This window comes from Piscibacillus sp. B03 (assembly GCF_052246295.1).
In the GTDB taxonomy this organism is placed as follows: Bacteria; Bacillota; Bacilli; order Bacillales; family Alkalibacillaceae; genus Piscibacillus.
Genome location: NZ_JBQQCO010000035.1, coordinates 1 through 20,346, shown reverse-complemented (window position 1 = coordinate 20,346; position 20,346 = coordinate 1). Strand labels below are relative to the sequence as shown.

Genomic DNA, 20,346 nt, shown 5'->3' with positions numbered 1-20,346 from the left:
ACGAAGCTAACCCTGGTTTAGATGGGTTAGAAAGCCTAGTTAAAGAGAAATTGACGGAACGTTTTACAGCATAATTAACTTGTTGGGAGTACGAGAGGTGTTAACCACCTCTTTTTTTATGACCAAATATATAGAGGGGGGTCAACTTATGATGATTAATAAGGAGATGAAAGAATGGGAAGTGTTAATTTGTCTTATTTAGAAGCAGCTCATTTTTATTTGTTTGGAGAAGTTAAGTTTCTACACTTGCTACTATTATTAATGGCGTTGGATATTGTAACAGGGATTTTTAAAGCTCTTAAAAATGGTAACTTGTGGTCCAGAAAGTCGTTGTTTGGTTATGCTCGAAAGTTATTGATTCTAGTCGTGATTATCTTGGCCAACGTAGTTGATCAAATATTAGGGTTAAATGGTGCAGTCACATATGCGACTGTGCTTTTTTATATAGCTAATGAAGGTTTAAGTATTATTGAGAACTTAGCAGCTGTAGGTGTCTTAGTACCACCAGGGTTAGCTGACAGATTGAATAGCATTAATGAAGATAGCAAGAGTGTAACTCAAGAAATTAAAGAGGAATTCTCAGATAAGGAGCGTCGATAAACATGGCTACATTCATTTATCCGACTGTTAAACGTGTAACAAGTGGATTCAGAACTAAAGAGCGCCCAACGCATAACGGTGTTGATTATGCTCAACCAGGATACCATAAAATCAAAGCAGTAGCTGGCGGAAAAGTCACACGTTCATACAACTCTGATTCGTATGGCCAGTGCATTATGATTGAACACACGGTTAACGGGGAGACTTGGGAGTCTGTTTATGCGCATTTAAGAAACGGTTCTCGTAAAGTCAAATCTGGTGACCATGTTAAACAAGGACAAGTTATTGGGGTTATGGGCGATACTGGTCGTTCATTTGGTCAGCATCTACACTTCGAACTTCATAAAGGCGGCAACTGGAATATTAATAAAACTCATGCAGTAGATCCTGAAAAGTATCTAGGAAAGAACCTAGTAGCAGTTAATTTAAAAGTTGACGGTAAATGGGGAGTGAAAACTACTAGTGCCTTGCAAGAAGTATTAGGTACTGTAGTTGATGGTGAAATTAGTGACCAAATACGTAATGCCATAACTGAAGCGTTTTATGGTAATACAATCAAATTTGGTAGTGGTAAAAAGGGTAGCTTAGTCATTAAAGCTTTACAACAATTAATAGGTGCTAGAGTTGATGGTTTATTAGGACCTGAGACCATCGGTAAATTACAAAAGTATTTAGGAACAACTCATGATAAAGTGTTAAGTCGTCCATCAGAAGTGGTTAAAGAGCTCCAACGTCGATTGAATAAAGGTAATTTGTAAGCATAAAAAGACGATTCAATAAAATAATAATAGCGTGGACTGATCACAAACATGTCCCGTTTCAAAAAGCCCCTCGATTATGAGGGGCTTTAAAAATGTAATGACAACTTTTTAAAATCATGTTATACTAGTTTTCGTTCTGGCGAAGTGATGGAACCGGCAGACATGCTTGACTCAAAATCAAGTGCCTTCGGGCGTGTGGGTTCGAATCCCACCTTCGCTATTAATATGGAGCCTTTTAAAGGCTTTTTTTTTATGTCTATATTAGTCCTTTTGTGTAGTTCGCATTGGCAGACGCGCACGACTCAAAATCGTGTTCCTCACGGAGTGTCGGTTCGAACCCGACCACCGGTATTAGTCAAACGTTGATATGACGGCGATATGAAGCGATTAGGATTCGATTCCTAGTCGCTTTTTTCGTGTTTTTACGGCTTTTTAGTCGTGCGAACTAATAATACGAAGTGTGAAGACGTCCATTGTTCGAATATCAAATCGAAAGGATTGATTCGAATGGCAAGACGTCGGAACAAACTATCCCCCGATATTCTTCAACAACCAACTGAATCGGATTCGTTTGAATACTTATTCAACTTATTCATGCGAGATTGTAGAATCCGAAATCTTTCCGAACATACTTCAAAATACTATCGAAATGAATTGACCAAATTTCAAAAGCGTTTAGAACGTAATCAAATATCAACGTCACCAGTGAAGTTGAACGAAGAAACAATAAAGGACGTAATCATACTTGGAATGATGAAAGAAGGAAAAAGAGAGACGACTATTAACGCTAATTTAAGAGCGATTCGTTCATTTTTTAATTTTTTGGAACGGGAAGGATTTATTACCCAAAATCCCGTCAAGAACGTCAAGCTTGTAAGACAAAAAAGAACTATTATCGAAACGTTCTCCCGTGAACAAATTCACTCATTATTGCGACAACCAGACCGAACCACATTCACAGGGATCCGTGACTATACAATCATGATGTTATTGCTTGAAACGGGCGTCCGTGTACGTGAGTTATGTGACATACAAACCAATGACATTAATTTTCAAGACGGTCTTATTCGCATAGACGGTAAAGGAAACAAAGAACGATTTGTACCTATTCAAAACCGAATGAAAAAACAACTTGCGAATTATCTACAAATACGGGGTTCATTAGACACCAAAACCTTATTTGTCAATATCGATAATGAACCGTTGCAGATTCGAGCAGTTCAAACGGCTATTTCGAAATATGGGCGTCAAGCAGGGATTCAAAATGTTCGTTGTTCTCCACATACATTCAGACACACATTTGCAAAGATGAGTGTTCAAAATGGTGCGGACGTGTTTTCGCTTCAATCCGTTCTTGGTCATACGTCAATGGATATGGTGCGGAACTACGTCAATATGTTTTCGAATGAAGTTCGTGATAATCACTCGAAGTTTTCGCCAATAGAAAAATTATTTTAAAAGGAAGGATTTATATGAACGCTATTAATTTTGATGTTTTAAAACAATACGAATCATTTAATAATATAACTGAAATGAACGAATCAATTTATAATTACATAGATCACTTAAAACATAATGTCCCTCAATCAGTTATTGATGTATTATTTTGCCTTGGTAAAGCATCCTTACGTTGTATTGGTTTATCATTCATGAAACAAGCGACAATAGCAAAAGAAACTGGGTATTCAAGAAAAACAGTAAATAAAGCAATAAAAAAGCTTGAATCAATAGGTGTTATTGATAGTGTTCGTACTCAAACAATGTCTGGTCGTCCTTCCGTTAAGGTAGTTCGTATTCTTCCTTTTTCATTAGAAAGGTTACAACAAGTGGTTACATCAGACAAAGTTCAAGAAGCTAATATCGACAATGAGTTGTCGCTTATTGACGAATTCGAACCATTTGAAAAAGAATCATTACCTAATAATTTAAGAGAAGACAAAGAAGGTATGACGTCCCGTGACAACAAAGTTATAACGTCTAATGATAAAGAATCGGAATCCGACAAAATAGATTGTTCATTTATCCCGAAAGATATCGTTCCCGAGGATTTCATCAATACGGCAAAACCATTTTTCAAAGCGAAAAGAATCTTCCGTTTATGGGGTATTGTAAAGAATGCAATGAAACAAATGAAAGTATATCTATCACAAGAAGTAATTGAAGCGATAATCGAATCATTTAAGACGTCGATATTTATGGAGAAATTGGGAAGGATAAAAAAATCGTTTGACGGATATTTCTTTGGGGTTTTAATAACAAAGTTTGCACCAATTAGTAGAAAGGTAGTTGCTACAACCCACAAAGGAAATATATTGTTTTATGATTGGTTGAATGACGCAAATAACGATACGGAAGGCGACAATACTATATATTATGATTGGATAAACGAATAAGACGAGGAAGCGAAGTCCCCGTCTTTATAGATTCAATGTCGTATTAATTATGTTATCGGATTTATTGTCGTCTTCCCACGTAATAACAATATCGTAAGGCGGGGCGTTCAACATATCCGCAACTAACAACATATCGACCGTTTGACCCGAATTGATTGTAGAAGGGACGCTTTCCCCTGCAAGTGGGTCGCATTTTTTACGATTCTTTTCACGGTCATAATTATAAAATTCGACTTGAACGTTTCTTGCTTCCGCTTGTCCAACGTTAGTGAGTAAAAACCTTTTTTGAATCCGTTTTGAACCCATTTTTTCGCCAGTATCAACTTTGAACTTCGCCTTCTTCTTTTCTTCAAGACGTTCTTTTTCTTGACGTCTTACGATTGTAGTTCGTTCGTGGTTCAAATATAAGGCATAAAGACCTGAACAAAAACCCACGACCGCAAAAGCAAAACTAACCCATTGAACCCAAATTGGCATAGAATAATTCCCTCCCTATTTGGAAAAATATTTAATATTATTGTATCAATATTTGTATATCTTTGTAGGTCAAAGTTTAATATAGCAAGTAGTTTAGGGATGGGCATAGTTTATGAAACAAAAGACAGTGAAAATTGGAAAAGATACGATCCATGTCACTTATAATGAACCAAGTGAAGAAGCAATGAAAGAATTCAATAAACTGCTAAATCAGTTAGCTCGGAAAAGAGTAAATAAAATTGTTAATGAACAAATGAAGCAAAAAGAATCCCATAATAATCATAATCAATCTTGAACGTCTGTAAGAAATTGAATATAATAAAAATAACGATTATTACAAGGAAATTTTTTATTTCCCCTAACGATTAAGACGTCCCAAATACACGACAAGGGACGTCATTTTTTACGTCAACAATCGTCACTAAAACGTCCAAAGTTATATAAAATATTGCGTATTTACTTCATGGGGTTTTGGGTTTGTCGGATAAGGGGCATCCCCCGTTATGGGGGTATGTTACTGGTAGGCGACAATGTAAGTCACGAATAACAAACGAATAACACGTATAAACAAAAAGTGTAAAAGGGGAATCGTAATCATGAAGGTAAATAAAAGAACTGTGAAAGAAGGAAAATTTACTATTACAATCATAAGTAACGAACCAAGCGAAAAAGCAAAACAAGATTTCAATAAAGCGTTTAATAGACTAGCCGAACAATTATCCATGAAAGACGTCTAATCGAATAGGCGTCTTTTTTTATACGTCAACAATCGTCTCTGAACGTTCCGAAGTTATCGAAAATATAGCGTATTTATTTTATTCGGTTTTTGAGTTGCGGAATAGGGGGCGTCCCCCGTTGGGTGGGGTCACGTTATTAAAAAAAAATGGCGACAAAGTGTCACAACGAATAAACTTCAAACAACACGTTTAGATAAATTAAAACGAAAAGGGGTTGTTTGATATGGACGAAATCAAAGGAATCAAAATTGTAAATCGAAAAGGGGTAACTTTTTATTTATCTAATCGCTTCGAACTGGCGGTTTGTCACGATAAGGAATTACGGGGGTTAATGCTTGACGCAACACAACAAACGGTAAAGAAATCATTTGTTGCAACACTAGACGAAGAATCTAATAGATTTATAGTCGAAACAATAGGCGATTTATACCGTTATACACTCGAAGGTCTTAAAGATATTGGCGAAGTAATCGAAGGGATTGAAACGATTTTAATTCCCGAAATAGAGAAGGACGAACATGAATTAATTTCATATTACGAAAATAATATTGCCACAAAATAGGACGTCTATTCGCTAGGCGTCTTTTTTTATGGACGTTGTGAAGCTATCGTAATAACCCCCGAAGCTTAACGCTTTATGTCCCCCGAAGGTTTTCGAATTATATTATATATTTTTTGAACGCCTTTTTCGCTTTTTCTGACCCCCTATCCCCCGTGTGGTGGGGTCGAATTATTCGCCTTATATCACGTTCAAATCCGTCCATATTCGCTTTATATTCGCTTTTTATTCCTTCGTTAATGTTTATCCGTATTGGAACAACAAAACCTTCTCAAATCGCTTATATTTGCGTTATAGGAACATTGTCCACGTATGGTAATATCGTTGATTCTTTCGCTATTACGTCTGTATTTTTATGGTCATAACTTATAAGTTTTGACAACGATTTGGCGAGGTGATAATATCAGTATTAGACGAATGGTCATAACTTATGGTCAAAATTATTGCGGTTAAAAGGGGCGAATTCATAATGAAATATGGTTACGCTAGAGTATCGACAAAAGGTCAAGACTTACAGTCGCAAATCGACCAATTGAAGGCGGAAGGTTGCGAAATAATCTATCAAGAAAAGGTAACGGGGACAACAAAGGAAAGACCTGAATTTGAACGTCTTCTTAATAAGGTAAAAGAAGGCGATACAATAATGGTGTCAAAACTTGATAGATTCGCAAGGTCGGCAAAAGACGCAACATCATTAATTGAAGACTTATTTAATAAAGGCGTAAAGGTTCACATACTAAACATGGGGATTGTCGAAGATACACCAACGGGACGATTAATTTTCAACATCATGAGTTCATTCGCACAATTTGAAAGGGACATGATTGTAGAACGTACTCAAGAAGGAAAAGTGATCGCAAAGCAAAAAGAAGACTTTCGTGAAGGACGTCCCAACAAATTCGGCAAGAAACAGATTGAACACGCTTTGAAATTGTTGGAATCGAATTCTTATACGGAAGTTGAACGAATGACGGGGATTTCTAAATCAACGTTAGTTCGTGCTAAACGTAAAGCAAAAGTGAGGGAAAAGGCGTCGAAATAGATTCGGCGTCTTTATTTTTAATATTTAACGTCACATATCGGACAATAGAAACAACACATTCGAATGTAAGCGATAAAACAATAAAGGCGGTGACGATTTCCGATTGTCGCCGTGATTCCGAAAATGAAGCGGTTGAAACATTGTCATTGTCCGTATTATTGCGATAAAGATTCCAAGCGGGTTTTAAATATCGGAACGCAAAATCTGCAATTTGCGGATTTTACAAACGAACCCCCCACGAACAAAACCCACATTAAACGTCATTAGACGTCCCTTTTCGTCAATCTTGCGACAAATAATTAAACGGAATGTCGATACTCTAGCGTAATTCAATCGCTTCAATATCGCTTATTTTAAGAGTTCACCCCGAACGACAAGGCGTCAATATCGACAACCTTCAACGTTAGAACAGCCGAAACAAGTATAAAATGTTCGTATTAGATCGGAGTTCGATAAGTTGAAAGGGCGTTGATATTGGCGTCTTTTGTTTACATAGAAAAATTTTATATTTAACGAAAAAATTTCGTAAAAAATGCCTGACAAATACCTTCACAGAGTAAAATAATAAATGTATTATACGTTAAGTAAAACGTAATTAGTAAAACGTAAGAAAAAAAACGAATAAAAAAAAAACAAAAAAGTGAAGCGAATGAAATGAGCTAACGAACGAACGAAAGTGAGTGAAGTTGAAAGATAACGAAAGATACGAAAAAAACGTAAGAAACGTAAAGAATAACGAAAAAACGAAACATGCTAGTATGTTCTTTTTTAAGAAAAAATGAACCAAAAAAGGATATAATATTTCGCCAAAGGTAACATACAAGATGTTACTTTGTCGAACTAAATCAACGATTACATATATAAACATATATAAATAATTAAACAACAAAATTAATTAATAAATACCAACAAAGATATAATGAAAAGGTAAAAGGTCGCCGCTTTCCTTTCGGCGGCTTGATATAAATTATTGTTCCCCGATGTTTGGATTATTGGTCATATCGAACCGATATATATATTAGGCGGTGACTTTTGTTGCCGTCCTAATTTTTTTATAAAAAAGTTGTATTTTACACTTACAAAACGGCTTCTAGCTTAACTATTAATTGAAAGACACCAAATCGCTTGTTCATTCCCCCTTCGAGGGGTTTTTTATTTTGGTTATTTATTCGTATTTTACTAGGTCAATAAGGGGGCGGTTTGTATGGACGGTTACTTCGTAAAAAGATTTCGCCAAAATCTCGGATTAACACAAGCGGAATTTGGTCGTGAAATTGGCGTCGGTCAACAAATGGTATCGAAAATCGAAACTGGTGTAACTGAATTATCCGAAACGCTGGAGAACCGAATTCGATATCGTTTTAATGTGACCGAAGAAGAAATTGAACAAATTCAAAACCTAAAACGAAAATTTGGGGGTGTTTTATAGTGGCGAAAGAACGATATTATACCGATCCCGAATATGGATTGTCGCCAAAAGAAATTGAAATTGCGGAATCCGTTCTTAGAAAGAAAATCACGGGGGAAACTTTTCAAAAAATCGCAAAAAGACACGGTATTACTGACCGTCATTTGAGAAATATTCGTCGCAAACAAGCGTTCAAAGACTATATCAAAGAACGCACAATCGAAGAATTCGAGGAAGACCAAGGAGAAGTGTTGGACGCTTTGAAACGTAAAGCTAAACAAGGAAACATCAAGGCAATTCAGCTATATGCGGATATTGTCGGTCTAACCGATAAGACGAAGAAGGTCGAAGTTAAGTCCGAAATAAATCATCAAAAGGATGTATCAAATGACGAACTTGAAGCTGAATTAAACGAATTGAAAGCTATTATTGATGAAGCGTTAGAAGACGATTATAAACAAGTTCAATAAAGGGGGGATTATTAATGTCAAGCCAAAACGAATTGAAAGCGGTGAAAAACAAGATTCAAGAATTGGAATCTAAAAAGTCAAAGGTTTTTAGTGAAATTCAAGAAATCAAGGATACTATCGACGAATCTATTGAATATTTGTTGATTGGCAAAATTAGTGAAGAAGATATTGAGAAGGCGAAAAATCTATTAGAAGAAAAAGAAGAAGAACTTAAAGAAACTGATTCTATGTTGCAAAAGGCGTATCAAGCACGAAATAAACTAGCAAGGGAAAAATTCATTCCATTCGCAAAAGAACGTCGTAAAAAGAATATTCAAGAAATCCAAACAAAATATGACCGCAAGATTCAAGACGTTCAAAAAGCACGGAATGAATTCCTAAAACAATTGGCGGAACTGGGTCAAATTAAACAAGAAGTCGGTAAAGCGAATGACGAATTTAATTCGGTATTAAATGAACTTGGTCTTGAATCCGAAACTTACGGAAGCACAATTAAGGAAAGGGTTGTTGTTCCAATCAGATTTACAAGCGACAAGGACGCAATCGGCGTTAAAGAACAAGTTCAAAAACAAACGTATTCAAGCGGTAATGTTCCACATTGGGTGAATGAATAATGGAATGGATTCATGCGGTTGTTGTCGTTTGGTCAATTTTCATGATAAGGCGTGAGTATTACGGGGGTCGTGAAACATGATGACGGCTTATGAAGTGATTCAGAAGCAAGAAGAATATCGGGAACGAACTATACAAGAGTGTATCAGAATGTTAGAAATCGGATATTCCAAACAAAGAATTGCCGAAGAATTAGGCGTTCCTAACGTTGAAGCAACAGCAATTATAAAAATTGCAAAACGCCGTATGGATTCAGTTAAGGCGAACAAAAAACCGATTGAAAGGAGATGGTTCTAATGAATAATAACAAACAGAATCAATTTGACGATTTGAATTATCAAAAACCTAATAGAACACCAGTTGACGACTTTGCGGAATGGTACGAAAAGAATGGGAAAACGGCAAAATCAAAAAATACAGACGAATACAAGCAACTAAAAGAACGTTATGAAAAAGACCCGAATTCGTTAAACAACACGGAATTAATGACGCTTGGTCAATATCAACTTGATGAACAACGTAATAAGGATTCCAAAGACAAACAACGTCAAGCGGATAAAGACAAACAAGAACTCGAAAAACAACGTCAAGAAGATGAAGAAATGATTCGAATGAGTGAAGAACAATATAAGGTGTTTGAACAAATGGAACGGTTGTCAAAAGCGTTTCAAGAATTGAATAATATCGAAAAATAATGGGACGGCTTTTGTCGTCCTTATTTTTATATCCAAAAGGGGGTTCTAAATAAATGAGAAAAACACCCTTTTTAAAAGAAAATGAATCACTTCTTGACGGCATTGGTTCCGAAGTTAGTGCAGGTTTTAATATTGATGAAGTTGTTCACCGTACCCGTGGGGAATGTTGGGACGAGAAGACACGACGTGAATATGAATCACGCAAACGAAAAGCGGCGTCTATGCTTCGCAATAACCAACCTAACAAGGTTTTCGTAATAGCTTGGGTCACTAATCTTCCCATTCTAACCGTTCGTGAACTTGAAAAAGAATATCTTGAAGAAATAGAGAATGATAATTGATTGACTAAAATCCATTATTATATTGAGTTTTACAGATAAAAAAACAATCCAAACAAGGGGGAATGAACTATGTTTTTAAGAGAAAATAATGTTGTTTCATTCAATCCTACTAATGAAGCTGAATCCAAGTTTAAACAAATGATTCTTGTTCGAAACAATTGGAGAAAGTGGCGAAAATTCAATGATATCAAAGACAATCACAACGGAACCATCACGTTGTTTATTGAAGACGGATTTCAAACCGAGATTTCAAAGAACAGACTTCCCGAAGTCATACAATCGGGTAAGGTCAACAAAATCCAAAATAACGGCGGTGATTATTATGCGGTGATTGGGTGTGATGTTGGGAAAATACCACTTCACCGTTTCCTAAAGCGTCATGAATTAGCGTTGTATGAAGGATTCCAAGAAGAAACGGGTTATTCTATTCAAGTTCATCATAAGGACGAAGACACTTTTAATAATACCGACGATAATCTTGAAGTTGTGACCGCAAAAGAAAACGTTCTTCTTTCGAGATTAAAGAATTCGAAGGGGTATAAGAAAAGAGGAAATCGCTTTATTGTTCAATTCCAAGGAAAACACGTCGGGTCATTCGAAACAAAAGAAGAAGCAATACAAGTGTATCAAAAAACAGTCACTGACGAATTGAATCGTTTGGAAAAGATTCGAATTGATTTCTTGAAAAAGAATGGACTAATATAATCATAATCATAGGCGTTTGGAACAGATAATCCGACGCCTATACATAATAGATCAATAACGAAACGCTCTATATAGATGAGTCATAAAGTCATGGATAATTTTGTTTATGATAGTTTTCGATAGTATAATAGAATGCAAGTTGTAAAAAGGGAGGTGAATGTATGAACGCAAGAGAAGAACACGCATTACAAATTGCGATTGAAGTTTTTCATAGAAGTTGCGTTAAGCTACAACGTCATAGAAATCCCAATATCTACTTGAAAGGCAATAACGAACTTTTAAGTGATTGGTTCGAAGACGGTATTGACGATTTGGAACCCGAAACATTAGGTGCTAATGACCACCCCGATTACATAATTCGTGGTGTGGGTTTCGAATTAAAGTCACTTCGTGGTACTGGACAAATACAGTTCAATTCAACGATTCCTTGTGGTGGTTTCAAGCATAGTGAAACGTTAGAAGGCGAATGTTATTACGTTATTGCACGTTACACACAAGAACGACAATATGGATACTTGGCGGATTATACGGTTGTGGACGGTGATTATTTCAATAATGACCGTGAATGGGCTTTTGCTCATGCGAATACACAAGAAACGGGATTTGGCACATACGAGGACGGCGTTCGTCGTCATAGGAAAATGTATTCGTTCCCAAGTCCGCAAAGAGAAATAACGGGCGTTGCGTTCGTTTCGAAGTTTGAAAACGTTAGTAATTATAATAGTAATCTTCAATTAGAAAGGCATATTGACCGAATTGACAACAACGGAAATTCACACCGTTTTTATATCTATCGTCACGCTTATTTGTAGAATGATAAAAGGGGGCAGTTTTATTTCTGCCCCGAATCTTCATATCAATTAACTGATTCTACTAATCTTTTGATTGTTTTGTTCTTCTTTATAATATACTTTCAAGAAATCGGCTATCGGCTTCGCAATAGCTTTCCCTAATAAACACGGAACGGCGTTTCCGATTTGTTTGTATTGTGAAGATAGATTTCCCTTCCATTTATAATTAGGCGGGAATGTTTGTATTAAAGCACATTCAACGGCGGATAATTTTCTATGTTCTGACGTTTCGGGAAGAATCCATTCGTCACGGTCAACCTTTACCATTGGTACACCAGACGGGTGTAAAGGTGCGTGTCTACCACTTGCTTGAATTGTAAAACTAACCTCGTCCCAATTACGCTTACGGTTACGGCTTAAATACCTTGAAGAAAATCCGCTATTATCATATTCACCGATTTCAGTCGGCTTTAAATGTCCGATTGCGTCTTTCAATGTCACATAAGGTTTCATTTCAAGACTATCGCCATGAGTTGGAAGCGGAAAATGATATTCGAAATCTACGTCTTCGCGAACGCCAACTATAAAAACACGTTCACGGTCTTGTGGAACACCGTAATTTTTAGCATTCACTAGCTGATATTTTACGTCATAACCTTCTTCTTTGTATTCTTCAACCATAGCTTCGACGATTCTTCCGCCACCAGCCGTTAACAATCCTTTCACATTTTCCGCAATAAAAAACATTGGTTCAGATTGGCGGATACAACGAATGAATTCTTTATACAAATAGTTTCTATCGTCGGTTACTAATCTATTACCTGCTAAAGAAAAACCTTGGCACGGATATCCACCGATTACAACGTCTGCTTTTGGGAACTTTTTGACGTTCCTAACGTCACCACGTTCAACGTAAACATGAGGATGATTGGCAATGTAAGTGTCACAAGCATCGCTATCCACTTCGTTCGCCCAAATAACGTTTAGTCCAGCCATTTCAACACCGATATCAAGCCCACCTGCACCCGCAAATAATGAAACGACGGATTTTGGCGTTGCTGAATCAATTGCACGATTTATGTATTCTTGATATCCTATTTCTAATAGGGAAAGAATTTCGTCGGATATTGTCCGATTTTCCTTCTTTGCCAAGTCTTCTATCTTTTCGATTAGTTCCCTATTTTCCTTTTTTGGTAATGAGATAAGTTGTTTGTCCTTCATAATTACCACCCTTTTGGTGCGTTTTTATTATATAAGAATTATGTACCACTTTGAACAACTTGTCAACGAAAATAATTTAATGATTGATAGAAGGTGTTGGGGAAAGTGATTCAAGAAGTAATTCAATGGATTATTGATTATAAAGAAGTGATATCCGCCGTAGGTGTCATAATTGCGGCAATTGGTTTGTATTTCAATTGGCGAAGAACTTCTATGGCAGTAAAAGAAAACAAGGAGAAAAAGAACGAAAAGAAAAAGGCATATTTGCGTATTGAACGTTCACATGCACCAAGTAGAAGTAAACGGGGATATAAGGACGTACTTATCATTGAAAACACAGGTGAATCAGACGCTAAAAACATACAGTTCTATATAAATGGGAAGACCGCAAATGAACACGGGTTGTTCTTTATGAGTGAAGTCCCCGATAGAATAACTTCAAAGAATTCGATAACAATAAACCTTATGATACATAAACAAACGGCACCGCCTTGGAAGATAAAGATTGTTTATGATGATGATTTCGAAGACGGACGTGAGTTCGAAACAATCGTCAATTAAACTAGAAAGGGAATGTCGATATGAAGGAAACAAAAACGTTCATAAATGATAGTTTGCTAGTCAATTCAATTGAAGCACATAAGAGAATCATGAACGAAGATAAAAACGTTGACATTAGATCGATTGGATATGAAGAAGGAACGCCAATCGAAAGAGTAAAACAATATAACGCTTTTACGATATTAATGAAGTTGGATTTTCCCAAAAATGAAGTTATAAATAACGAAAGTAGTTCACGGTTATATCTTGACGAACTCGCGGAACAAAACCTTTCAAACGAAGGAATAATTGAATTATTGTTGGATTATCGAAAGAAAATCGTCTAATCGTAAAGATTGGCGATTTTTTATTTACAAGCGTCACAAATCAGTATTAGAAACAACATTTACTATTGAGAAATCAATAGGGGGTTGTTTAATTATGGCGAAGAATACTATCGAACTTCAAGTAATCGAAGGAATGCTATCAAAAGAATGTAAGGAATGCGGCGAAATTAAGCCACTAGAAGAATACCACAAAGATAAGAGAGGTTTAGGCGGACGTTATTCGAAGTGTAAGCAATGTAAGAAAAAATACCGAAAAAACTACTATTCCAAGAATCAAGAGAAAGAAATCCAAAATCGTCGAAATTACGTTAGGGTGAATTATCAAAAGGTACTTGAATCAAAGCGCAAAAATCGTATTAGGGGTCTAAAATAGTGGTCATTTGTGGTTAGAGAAACGCCATACAAACGATTAAGGTTTGAAGTATTGGGTAATACGTCGATCGATTAGTTTTATACGTTGACAAATACGGATAATTTATTTATTATTTAACCAAACATTTCGCACGACAAATTTTAATATTATAAGGTGCGATTTCGTGAATCATATGAACTGAAACGAATAGTGTGACGTTATTCACGCTTCATATTGTCGTAATATCAACGAAAGAAAACGTTCGGTGTTCGAAAATTGAACGAAACCGACTCAAAATCGTGTTCCTCACGGAGTGTCGGTTCGAACCCGACCACCGGTACTTGAAATCGTTGTTATATCAACACTTCTAACAGTTTTTTGTTAGGAGTGTTTTTCTTTTTCTAAAAGATTTTTTACAAGTAATCATGCGTGATTTAGTTTTATTACCTAATAATATTATTACAAGTTCTGAAAGTCGTAAACTCCCCGCATTTTCCCAACCTCTAAACAACGTGTTTCCACAACTTTCCCTTTTTAATTTTACTTATGATTGATACATCTACCTCATACATTTTTGCTATTTCCGTTTGAGTATGTTTTTTCATGGATAACATTTGTTTAATTTGTTTTACATCATATTCATTTAATTTTGCTCTTGGAATAAGCCCTTTTAGATGTTCAGTCGAATTTAATCCAGTTTTGATTGCATGAATATTATTTTCTTTTTGAGTAACCGCTTCAAGATTAGTTATTCGATTGTCTGTCTTAATACCGTTTTTATGATTAACAGTTAACCCAATTAAATTAACTCCAGCTGCTGTTAAAATAACCTCATGCACCCGATAACTTTTGTATTTTAATTTGATTGATAAGTACCCATTTTTAGTGAGCCATGCTTTCCTGTTCAAAATTAACCCACGTTCAACATCAATATTTAAAAGATCAATGTATTCCTTTAAATGTTCATATCGTTGTTTATTCATTTAATCTCACCCGTATGTTATATACAAAATTCCATGAGATTTTTAATTTCATTTAAAAAATATTTTATTTTTGTATATAACCAATGACGAGTATTTACGTTCTATTGTAATTAAATTTGTTTGATAGTATTTCATCACGAAATTAATTTAAAACGTGCTACGTTGAAATGCTTAACGATAGTAACGAATGAAATCATTTTTATTATTCATAAAAACAAAAAAGAAGATATTATCAGTTGAGTTCCATCATGGTTCTTATATAATACTTGAGAAAAATGAATGGTACATAATTGAATAATGACAAATAAAAAACCCCGTTTCATATGTTATCAGCGCCAACTGATAACGAAACGGAGTTTCAACCGCATTTCCACCAAGTCCACAATGCGGCGTTTACATGGTTATTATATAATCATGTCCAAAGTTACTCAACAGATTTTAAGGATATTCCTGTTGGTTATAAAAACGTCTTTTATCTCGTGGTAAGGTGAAAATGCACGGGTTGAAAGGCGTTTTTATTTGTCCAACGTGGAATGCCTAACAATACGTTGTAAAAATAACCTTGGTAGGTGAGCTGAGCCGTTGCAATAAAATCAGCAGACTGCAAATATACGGATTTCCTTGTTTACCGTTGCAGTTGTTAGGGGTTGACGCCCATAACCGGTCAGGCGGAAGAGCTTTGTTCTTACGGGAACGGTAGCGCCAAATATATTCCGCACTTTGGGAAGCTCGTAAGTGTAAAAAGTTGGCGTGGACGAAAGTCCGGTGTAAAACAAGGTGTGAAAACCATCATTCTCAGCTTTTCACGATACACTTACCTACTTACCAGAAAATCGCAATATTTGAAAATTAACATCACGAAATTCTCCATGATTTTCTGGTAGGTAGGTGTATTATGTTCTTCCACCATAACTCGCTTTTCACGATAGATGCTTGTTAAACTAAATGCTTATTAAATAAATTTGATTTAACAAAATGATACATAATTAAATTCAATTTTAAAATAAATAGCTTTGTTGGCTATCAATGATTAATTAACTTCATGAATAAAACATTATGAAATCATTTAGAAACGATAGGAATTAAAATACTGCAAAATTAAAACAGCCTTAAATATTATCAATCATTTTGTATATAAACAATGAAAAATATTTAGGAGGATTGGAAATGTATGAAAACCGAATTTCATGGAAAGACGTGGCGGAGTCATTTTTAGAACACCATAATAAATTGATGAGAAAACCTATTGAACGTGATAGCGACAAAAGAGTGATTTTTAGGAATTTACCATATTGGTTCAGAGAAAGAGGAATTGACCAAGACAAAGCATACGAACTAATGCCACATTTTATTATGTATTTTAAAAATAATGATAAACATAAAAAACATGATGAACAAATAAAGCCTATATGGTTCCACCCAAATCAAAGATATAATATGTCATTCAAATTGGATAAAGGTTTAAAATATGCTATTCAATATTTGATAAAAAACGAATAATTAAGCACCCATTAAAACGGGTGCTATTTTTTTGATTTTTAGTTATAGCTAAAGCTACTTAAAACCTTTTTCATGTAACAAAACAAAAGAATTGTTACATAATGAAATCTATTAGAAACGTGATAGGCTCAACACTTATCACGATTTTTTATTTTTCAATTTGTTTATGATGTAACGAAATCAATATTAGATTTACATCATATGTAATTAATCGGAATAGACACTTGTCTTGGTATGGCAGGTTGATATAATCCATAAGACCAAACGGTATTGATACCATTTATTGATACTTCATGAACGGGAGGAAATATCGAAATGAAACAACAAAAATTATCCAAAAAGGAGCGGAATCCAGTTTCATATTGGAAAGCACAAGTAAATTTCTCCATGAAAAAATTAGCGGAGGCTCTGGACAATGAAGCGAAGCGGGAAGTTGAAGAGAAACGTCAATTTGAAAAAATGATAAATGGGTGATGATGTATGCCATTAGAATTAACCGCTAAATATGATGATTATTCAATTATCACTTCCACAACAAAAAAAGGAACTGTAATTGAAATCATGGTGGACAATGAAGACGTGGATAAAGTATTAAATCGTGGATATAAATACCTTCAATTAGCAAATACCAATCAATCGAAACCTACTTTATATGGGGTATTTCCAAACAGAAAACTGGAAAATTTAAAATCTATCATTATTGGGAAATCAGACAACATTGCTCATAGAGATGGAAACAAATATAACTATCGAAAAAACAACTTAGTGGAATACAACATTGATAGAAACAAAGATCAATATAATCATGAAATCAAAATAAAAGGGGATTATGCACTAATCAAAGTGAGTAACCCAAATTCTCAAAAATACAAAAACTTTGAGTTCGTGGTTGATACTGACCAAACATTAAAACCATTTAAGCGGTTTGGGATAAAAAACGAAGGTGGAAATACATTATTAATACAATTTGCTAAAGTTTATCATTTACAACAGAACACTCCTTTTTCTTATGGTTCGTCTTTTACTTTACGGTTTGTTTCAACGGTTATTCTCGAGAAATGTGTCCATCAAAATTGATGGGCTATTTTTTTTATAATTTCCTTAAAATTTTTGTTTGATTTCGTATATAACAAATGAACAAGGAAGATCCTTTCCTATGAAATATACCCAATGCCATTTAGACTCCTTGTTATAAGCCCATGATTTCGAGTTTAACATTTCCCTCGATTTCATGGGCTATTTTTATGCAAAAGAAAAAGCACTTCCCAATATGGAAAGTGCAATTCAATAAGGATTAGATATTAATAGCAGTAAGACATCCAAAGAACCATTGTTGGTTCAATTAGATTATATAATATTTATTTGGCAGTTGTTAGAGATTAATTTGTATCATTTTATGAAAATCTACCATTTGAAATGTTACATATAAAACACGACAAAACAGCGAGAACTGTTAGAAACATTGAGCTAATCAAGTTTTTTAAAAGGCTAATCATGTATCAATTCTATCATTTTGATACATTCGATAAAAATCACGGTAATATAAAGGGATTAGTTCCCTAATAAAAGGATGGCGCCATTATTGATAGTATGTAATTCCGATACCTTATAGAAAATAAAAAACAGGTGAAATAACATAATAAAGCTGAGTAATATAACATTCAAAATAGCAGTACAAATATCAAACAAAAACACTTGGATTTTAGTATCCAAGTGTTATGTTTTGGTATCGTCTTGTTCAACTAAAGCTCCCGTTAGCTCAATAAAGCTGTATAATTTCCGAGACCATTGTAACGATAGCAAACGGCAATTTCAGTTGTTATTATTTTAAGAACTCAATCGGTTCTATTCTTTTTTCATTGACAACTACAACAAATTTATCAATATTTTCAGGTGCAATAATAGTATAATCATTTGCATTGTAATATAAAAAGTAACGTTCTTTTGACAGTGCACTTGACGCTAATGGGACATAGGTTTTTTCAATTCTTGTAATGGTATTCAACTCAACTCGGCGTTTAAATGGGCCAATATGGATAATTAAATGTTCATTTGTTACAACGTAAAATGTTCGATACCATAACCATAAAATGACGATGGCGAAAATCCCAAATATAAAAGAAAAAGTTATACTTGCGGCCAATCCCGCTTCATGGTAAATCGGTATGAATAGTCCAACAGAAAGTCCTAAGAAAAGTAATACCGATCCCCAAATCAAGATTCGAAAAGTCATGTCTTTTTTCGCATGAAATTTCATAATACCTCCCCTAATATTCAAAGTGAAGTTAAACCGATTTTTGCTTCTTCCACTAAACTGCACGTTAGTTTAAGAACAATCTTTCACAATCTCTATATTCAGTTTAACATAAAAAGCTACAATTATCTTTACTGTATATAACAAGTTGGTACAATAAGAAAAAGGAATAGAGCAATCATAAGTGGTTTAATCTGCTATTATTATGTTTTTCTGTGCGTTTTTATGTTTTTACCGTTTACGATTAAAACCATTATTCTTTTTGTTCAATTTATTTAATATGGAAACATCATCATAACCTTCTTTTAAATCGTTTGAATACAAATTGACGTATTTTTGGGTAATATCTAAAGTTGAATGACCCAATAACCTTTGTAATTTCAATGAACTTCCGCCTTGTTGGATATAATTTTTAGCATAAGTGTGGCGGAAAGCATGGATAGATGTTTTATATACCCCACGAGAATAATTATATTTTTGAAATCGTACTTTGGACACTTCGTGATTTTAATTGTTCTGCACTTTCATTAGGGAATAAATACATATCTTTTTCTAAATCAAATGTTTTGATGTATTTTCCAATCAATTTTATTAAAACATCACTTATAGGTACATAATGGACTTTTCTGTTTTTATTCGTTGAACATAAAACAATTCCATTTTCTAAATCTACATCTGAAACAGTAATATTTATTAAAGTATTTAATCTAACTCCCGTATCAAGCAAGAAATTAACCATTATCCAGTTACGATATTCAACAAAACCGCATTTTTTTAAATCGGGTGGTGATAAAAGCTTTTTGATCTCATCATCTGTATATGGTTCCTTTTGTGGTTCATCAATTTTGATTAATTGAATTTTAAAATCTTCAATGTAATTTTCCCCCATGCACCAATACAAAAATGCTCGGGTATGGCGGAGATAAGTGTTTATCGTTGTATGTTTAACATCTTTATCTAATAACCACCTTTTGAAATGTTCCAAAACCGTTTTGTGTATGTCCGAGGGGGAGGTAAGGCCCTCAAGCTTAATAAATCGAAAAAAGAGGATTAAATTGTTTTCATAAGACCTAATAGTTTTGGGTGATAAGTTTTTAGTTTTGTTCTCCAACTGAAATTCCTCGAACAATTCTATTAGATTTTTGTTTTCATTCCTACGCCTAAACCGTTTCTTTCCCAATAAATACATCTCCTTTTGATAAAAATTGATGTAATAAACGTAATCAAGCGTGGATTACTTGCAAAAAATCATAAAAATTGATGTTAGAGCTGTGATATATAAAGGTTTGTCCTTTATTTTTGGGCGGTTCTCGACTCAAAATCGTGTTCCTCACGGAGTGTCGGTTCGAACCCGACCACCGGTATACCCGTTATACACACAAATGGTGTTATTTTATCGAAGGAAGTAGATTAAATCTACTTCCTTTTTTGAAAGATAAGAAAGTATAAAAATTGTGCCATAGAACGCTGTTCTGTGGTATTTTTTTAGTATGGATAATATTCTAAGACGCATATTTTTTGATAAACATAATCATTGGGATCGATTCGTTAACAAATA

28 protein-coding genes and 1 tRNA gene are annotated in these 20,346 nt (G+C 34.6%); 23 read left to right on the top strand and 6 right to left on the bottom strand.

Annotation, left to right across the window (positions count from 1 at the left end):
* Positions 1-174 precede the first annotated feature (174 nt).
* From ACTWQB_RS15810 to ACTWQB_RS15790, 5 genes are all read left to right on the top strand, one after another.
* Complete coding sequence (locus ACTWQB_RS15810) at positions 175-600, top strand: phage holin family protein (RefSeq protein ID WP_443140147.1); 426 nt, start codon at positions 175-177, stop codon at positions 598-600.
* Between the two features lie 2 nt (positions 601-602).
* Positions 603-1,358 (top strand): M23 family metallopeptidase, encoded by a 756-nt coding sequence (locus ACTWQB_RS15805; RefSeq protein WP_443140146.1) that lies wholly within the window; start codon positions 603-605, stop codon positions 1,356-1,358.
* A 141-nt stretch (positions 1,359-1,499) separates the two neighbouring features.
* Positions 1,500-1,581 (top strand) — tRNA-Leu (locus tag ACTWQB_RS15800).
* A 287-nt stretch (positions 1,582-1,868) separates the two neighbouring features.
* Entirely contained in the window at positions 1,869-2,819 is a 951-nt protein-coding gene (locus ACTWQB_RS15795; RefSeq protein ID WP_443140145.1) for a tyrosine-type recombinase/integrase, read from the top strand.
* 14 nt (positions 2,820-2,833) lie between these two features.
* Positions 2,834-3,754, top strand: a complete 921-nt coding sequence (locus ACTWQB_RS15790) for a helix-turn-helix transcriptional regulator (protein ID WP_443140144.1) — start codon at positions 2,834-2,836, stop codon at positions 3,752-3,754.
* A gap of 24 nt (positions 3,755-3,778) precedes the next feature.
* Here the strand turns inward: ACTWQB_RS15790 and ACTWQB_RS15785 are convergent, their stop codons facing one another.
* Positions 3,779-4,231, bottom strand: coding sequence for a hypothetical protein (locus tag ACTWQB_RS15785; protein WP_443140143.1), 453 nt, complete (start codon positions 4,229-4,231; stop codon positions 3,779-3,781).
* Between the two features lie 112 nt (positions 4,232-4,343).
* On the opposite strand from ACTWQB_RS15785, the gene ACTWQB_RS15780 reads away from it, so the two are divergent.
* The 12 genes from ACTWQB_RS15780 to ACTWQB_RS15725 all read left to right on the top strand — a co-directional run bounded on the left by ACTWQB_RS15780 (position 4,344) and on the right by ACTWQB_RS15725 (position 11,612).
* Positions 4,344-4,526: a hypothetical protein gene (locus tag ACTWQB_RS15780; RefSeq protein ID WP_443140142.1), complete on the top strand. Its 183-nt coding sequence runs from the start codon at positions 4,344-4,346 to the stop codon at positions 4,524-4,526.
* Positions 4,527-4,827: 301 nt separating this feature from the next.
* Positions 4,828-4,968 (top strand): hypothetical protein, encoded by a 141-nt coding sequence (locus tag ACTWQB_RS15775; protein WP_443140141.1) that lies wholly within the window; start codon positions 4,828-4,830, stop codon positions 4,966-4,968.
* Positions 4,969-5,191: 223 nt separating this feature from the next.
* Positions 5,192-5,530, top strand: a complete 339-nt coding sequence (locus ACTWQB_RS15770; RefSeq protein WP_443140140.1) for a hypothetical protein — start codon at positions 5,192-5,194, stop codon at positions 5,528-5,530.
* A gap of 466 nt (positions 5,531-5,996) precedes the next feature.
* Positions 5,997-6,569 carry a recombinase family protein gene (locus ACTWQB_RS15765; RefSeq protein ID WP_443140139.1) on the top strand — a complete coding sequence of 191 codons (573 nt, stop codon included), beginning with the start codon at positions 5,997-5,999 and terminating at the stop codon, positions 6,567-6,569.
* Between the two features lie 1,204 nt (positions 6,570-7,773).
* On the top strand, positions 7,774-7,998 hold the full coding sequence (locus tag ACTWQB_RS15760) for a helix-turn-helix transcriptional regulator (protein ID WP_443140138.1): 225 nt from the start codon (positions 7,774-7,776) through the stop codon (positions 7,996-7,998).
* On the top strand, positions 7,998-8,447 hold the full coding sequence (locus tag ACTWQB_RS15755; RefSeq protein ID WP_443140137.1) for a phBC6A51 family helix-turn-helix protein: 450 nt from the start codon (positions 7,998-8,000) through the stop codon (positions 8,445-8,447). The genes ACTWQB_RS15760 and ACTWQB_RS15755 overlap by 1 nt, the downstream gene beginning before the upstream one ends.
* A 14-nt stretch (positions 8,448-8,461) precedes the next feature.
* Entirely contained in the window at positions 8,462-9,061 is a 600-nt protein-coding gene (locus ACTWQB_RS15750; protein WP_443140136.1) for a hypothetical protein, read from the top strand.
* Between the two features lie 76 nt (positions 9,062-9,137).
* Positions 9,138-9,356, top strand: a complete 219-nt coding sequence (locus tag ACTWQB_RS15745; protein ID WP_443140135.1) for a hypothetical protein — start codon at positions 9,138-9,140, stop codon at positions 9,354-9,356.
* Positions 9,356-9,754: a hypothetical protein gene (locus tag ACTWQB_RS15740; RefSeq protein ID WP_443140134.1), complete on the top strand. Its 399-nt coding sequence runs from the start codon at positions 9,356-9,358 to the stop codon at positions 9,752-9,754. The genes ACTWQB_RS15745 and ACTWQB_RS15740 overlap by 1 nt, the downstream gene beginning before the upstream one ends.
* A 53-nt stretch (positions 9,755-9,807) precedes the next feature.
* Positions 9,808-10,095 carry a hypothetical protein gene (locus ACTWQB_RS15735; protein WP_443140133.1) on the top strand — a complete coding sequence of 96 codons (288 nt, stop codon included), beginning with the start codon at positions 9,808-9,810 and terminating at the stop codon, positions 10,093-10,095.
* A 69-nt stretch (positions 10,096-10,164) separates the two neighbouring features.
* Positions 10,165-10,800 (top strand): HNH endonuclease, encoded by a 636-nt coding sequence (locus ACTWQB_RS15730; RefSeq protein ID WP_443140132.1) that lies wholly within the window; start codon positions 10,165-10,167, stop codon positions 10,798-10,800.
* A 161-nt stretch (positions 10,801-10,961) separates the two neighbouring features.
* Positions 10,962-11,612, top strand: coding sequence for a hypothetical protein (locus ACTWQB_RS15725; protein ID WP_443140131.1), 651 nt, complete (start codon positions 10,962-10,964; stop codon positions 11,610-11,612).
* A gap of 48 nt (positions 11,613-11,660) precedes the next feature.
* On the opposite strand, the gene ACTWQB_RS15720 is transcribed toward ACTWQB_RS15725, so the two are convergent.
* The gene (locus ACTWQB_RS15720; RefSeq protein ID WP_443140130.1) at positions 11,661-12,812 is read right to left on the bottom strand and encodes a DNA cytosine methyltransferase; all 1,152 of its coding nucleotides are present in this window, start codon (positions 12,810-12,812) and stop codon (positions 11,661-11,663) included.
* A gap of 105 nt (positions 12,813-12,917) precedes the next feature.
* Here ACTWQB_RS15720 and ACTWQB_RS15715 point away from each other — a divergent pair, with 105 nt between their 5' ends.
* The 3 genes from ACTWQB_RS15715 to ACTWQB_RS15705 all read left to right on the top strand — a co-directional run bounded on the left by ACTWQB_RS15715 (position 12,918) and on the right by ACTWQB_RS15705 (position 14,072).
* Positions 12,918-13,373 carry a hypothetical protein gene (locus ACTWQB_RS15715; protein WP_443140129.1) on the top strand — a complete coding sequence of 152 codons (456 nt, stop codon included), beginning with the start codon at positions 12,918-12,920 and terminating at the stop codon, positions 13,371-13,373.
* A 20-nt stretch (positions 13,374-13,393) separates the two neighbouring features.
* On the top strand, positions 13,394-13,699 hold the full coding sequence (locus ACTWQB_RS15710) for a hypothetical protein (RefSeq protein ID WP_443140128.1): 306 nt from the start codon (positions 13,394-13,396) through the stop codon (positions 13,697-13,699).
* A 94-nt stretch (positions 13,700-13,793) separates the two neighbouring features.
* The gene (locus ACTWQB_RS15705; RefSeq protein WP_443140127.1) at positions 13,794-14,072 is read left to right on the top strand and encodes a hypothetical protein; all 279 of its coding nucleotides are present in this window, start codon (positions 13,794-13,796) and stop codon (positions 14,070-14,072) included.
* A 482-nt stretch (positions 14,073-14,554) separates the two neighbouring features.
* Here ACTWQB_RS15705 and ACTWQB_RS15700 read toward each other — a convergent pair whose 3' ends face one another.
* Positions 14,555-15,034: an HNH endonuclease gene (locus ACTWQB_RS15700; RefSeq protein ID WP_052717233.1), complete on the bottom strand. Its 480-nt coding sequence runs from the start codon at positions 15,032-15,034 to the stop codon at positions 14,555-14,557.
* Positions 15,035-16,201: 1,167 nt separating this feature from the next.
* Between ACTWQB_RS15700 and ACTWQB_RS15695 the strand changes: the two genes are divergently transcribed.
* The 3 genes from ACTWQB_RS15695 (at position 16,202) to ACTWQB_RS15685 (ending at position 17,611) form a co-directional block, all read left to right on the top strand.
* A complete protein-coding gene (locus tag ACTWQB_RS15695; protein WP_443140126.1) occupies positions 16,202-16,534 on the top strand; it encodes a hypothetical protein in 333 nt (110 codons plus the stop codon).
* Positions 16,535-16,849: 315 nt separating this feature from the next.
* Positions 16,850-17,008 carry a hypothetical protein gene (locus tag ACTWQB_RS15690; RefSeq protein ID WP_156994631.1) on the top strand — a complete coding sequence of 53 codons (159 nt, stop codon included), beginning with the start codon at positions 16,850-16,852 and terminating at the stop codon, positions 17,006-17,008.
* 6 nt (positions 17,009-17,014) lie between these two features.
* On the top strand, positions 17,015-17,611 hold the full coding sequence (locus tag ACTWQB_RS15685; RefSeq protein ID WP_443140125.1) for a hypothetical protein: 597 nt from the start codon (positions 17,015-17,017) through the stop codon (positions 17,609-17,611).
* Positions 17,612-18,356: 745 nt separating this feature from the next.
* Here ACTWQB_RS15685 and ACTWQB_RS15680 read toward each other — a convergent pair.
* The 3 genes from ACTWQB_RS15680 to ACTWQB_RS15670 form a co-directional block, all read right to left on the bottom strand.
* Positions 18,357-18,791, bottom strand: coding sequence for a PH domain-containing protein (locus ACTWQB_RS15680; RefSeq protein ID WP_443140124.1), 435 nt, complete (start codon positions 18,789-18,791; stop codon positions 18,357-18,359).
* A gap of 228 nt (positions 18,792-19,019) precedes the next feature.
* Positions 19,020-19,286: a tyrosine-type recombinase/integrase gene (locus tag ACTWQB_RS15675; RefSeq protein WP_443140123.1), complete on the bottom strand. Its 267-nt coding sequence runs from the start codon at positions 19,284-19,286 to the stop codon at positions 19,020-19,022.
* Positions 19,258-19,968, bottom strand: coding sequence for a tyrosine-type recombinase/integrase (locus tag ACTWQB_RS15670; protein ID WP_443140122.1), 711 nt, complete (start codon positions 19,966-19,968; stop codon positions 19,258-19,260). The genes ACTWQB_RS15675 and ACTWQB_RS15670 overlap by 29 nt, the downstream gene beginning before the upstream one ends.
* Positions 19,969-20,346 lie beyond the last annotated feature (378 nt).